The organism is Shewanella sp. N2AIL (assembly GCF_022690845.1).
GTDB lineage: Bacteria > Pseudomonadota > Gammaproteobacteria > Enterobacterales > Shewanellaceae > Shewanella > Shewanella baltica.
Genome location: NZ_JALBYT010000065.1, coordinates 1 through 1,885, shown reverse-complemented (window position 1 = coordinate 1,885; position 1,885 = coordinate 1). Strand labels below are relative to the sequence as shown.

Annotated in this window: 2 protein-coding genes; both read right to left on the bottom strand. The window is 49.1% G+C overall.

Translation table 11 applies throughout. The features are described from left to right. Positions 1–178 precede the first annotated feature (178 nt). The gene (locus tag MO387_RS20700; protein WP_107946311.1) at positions 179–439 is read right to left on the bottom strand and encodes a hypothetical protein; all 261 of its coding nucleotides are present in this window, start codon (positions 437–439) and stop codon (positions 179–181) included. Between the two features lies 1 nt (position 440). Beyond that, on the bottom strand, positions 441–1,574 hold the full coding sequence (locus tag MO387_RS20695; RefSeq protein ID WP_107946312.1) for an alanine--glyoxylate aminotransferase family protein: 1,134 nt from the start codon (positions 1,572–1,574) through the stop codon (positions 441–443). Between the last annotated feature and the right edge of the window lie 311 nt (positions 1,575–1,885).

The following is a 1,885-nucleotide window of genomic DNA, read 5'->3' as shown; positions in this document are numbered from 1 at the left end:
AATGCACGGCAATTTAAGTTGGATGGTAAACGGGAAAGGGCTTATCCAAGAGTCCTTAAAATGAGCAAAAACAAGTTTCCGGTTAGACCCAAAAAAAATGCCGTTCACTCTTAAGTGAACGGCATTACCCGCATTGCGGGGATTTTCAATATATCAAAGAGAACTAACACTCACAGCGTTACAAACACTTTCCATCCGCTGAATCATCGGAAGAAAGTGCTCGACTGATGCCGCCGAAGATAACATTCAAGAAGCCGATACTGACATCTTTTTGTCGTTCATCGGCGCTGCCCGTATCGTGGCCACTCGCCTCTCGCATGCTTTGGTTATTGTTGGTTCCACGTACAAAATCGCAGGACGCATTGCTGGTATTGTTCACTGAACAGGCACTGAGCAAAGCGATCATTAGCCCGCAAAAGGCAAGGCGTAATCTTGGCATATTAGTTCAACACTTCTTCTAATGCCTTGAGGCATAAAGAGACATTTTCTCGACGAGCACCAAAACCCATGAGGCCAATGCGCCATGCTTTACCCGCAAGGGCGCCAAGGCCTGCGCCGATTTCGAGGTTGTAATCCTTCAGCAAACGAGTGCGCACTGCAGCATCATCCATACCTGTGGGGATATAAACCGTATTCAGCTGCGGTAGGCGATAATCTTCGGCAACCACAAAATTAAGCCCTAACTTTTCCAGCCCAGCACGCAGCACTAAATGCATTTCGTGGTGGCGTTGCCACGCATTCTCTAAGCCTTCGGCCGCTAACATACGCAGGGATTCATGCAGTGCATAAAGCGCATTCACTGGCGCAGTGTGATGGTAACTACGTTTGCCGCCCGCGCTGGTCCAATAGGCCATCACGAGACTTTGATCGAGGAACCAACTTTGCACTGGGGTCTTGCGATTCTTGAGTTTTTCGACGGCAGCAGGTGAGAAAGACACAGGTGATAAACCCGGTACACAGGAGAGGCACTTTTGACTGCCAGAATAAATAGCATCTATGCCCCATTCATCGACTCTTAACTCGACGCCACCAAGGGAAGTCACGGCATCGACTATGCTCAAGCAACCATAGGTTTTGGCTAATGCACACAAGGTCTTGGCATCGGACAGCGCGCCAGTAGAGGTTTCTGCGTGCACAAAGGCTAAAAATTTGGCATCGGGATTGGCTTTCAGCGCCGCTTCCACCGCAGCAGGGTCGACAGGTGCGCCCCACTCATTGTCCACCAGCACTGCAATGGCGCCCACGCGCTCGACGTTTTGGCGCATACGCTCACCAAACACACCGTTACGACAGACAATAACTTTCTCACCCGGCTCGACTAAGTTTACGAAACAGGTTTCCATGCCCGCACTGCCCGGCGCAGAGACTGCCATGGTCATTTCGTTTTTAGTTTGGAAGGCGTATTGGATCAGGCTCTTAAGCTCATCCATCATGCCGACAAATAGCGGATCTAAGTGGCCGATTGTCGGTCTGGACTGCGCCGCAAGCACTTCGGGATAAACATCCGACGGGCCAGGGCCCATCAAAATACGGCGAGGAGGATTAAAAGCGGTAAAACGCGGTGCTGGTAACATCATGTCTCCTTAATGCGTGCAGGTCGAGGTCTGGATATTAATTCGTTATTCATTAGCCGTTCTGTTTTAAGAAACTGCCAGTTAATCGTTAACGGGTTAAGTCAGTAACTTAACTGTGACGTATTAATCGGCGGCTAGAGTATTAAGTCTACAAAACTACCACAAAAAAGGGCGCATGTGCGCCTAATGCCGTTCACTTAAGAGTGAACGGCATTTTTTTTGGGTCTAACCGGAAACTTGTTTTTGCTCATTTTAAGGACTCTTGGATAAGCCCTTTCCCGTTTACCATCCAACTTAAATTGCCGTGCATT

Excerpts from the sequence above, each read along its gene's own strand:
- MO387_RS20700 (WP_107946311.1), bottom strand. The coding sequence starts at position 439 with ATGCCAAGATTACGCCTTGCCTTTTGCGGGCTAATGATCGCTTTGCTC.
- MO387_RS20695 (WP_107946312.1), bottom strand. The coding sequence starts at position 1,574 with ATGTTACCAGCACCGCGTTTTACCGCTTTTAATCCTCCTCGCCGTATT.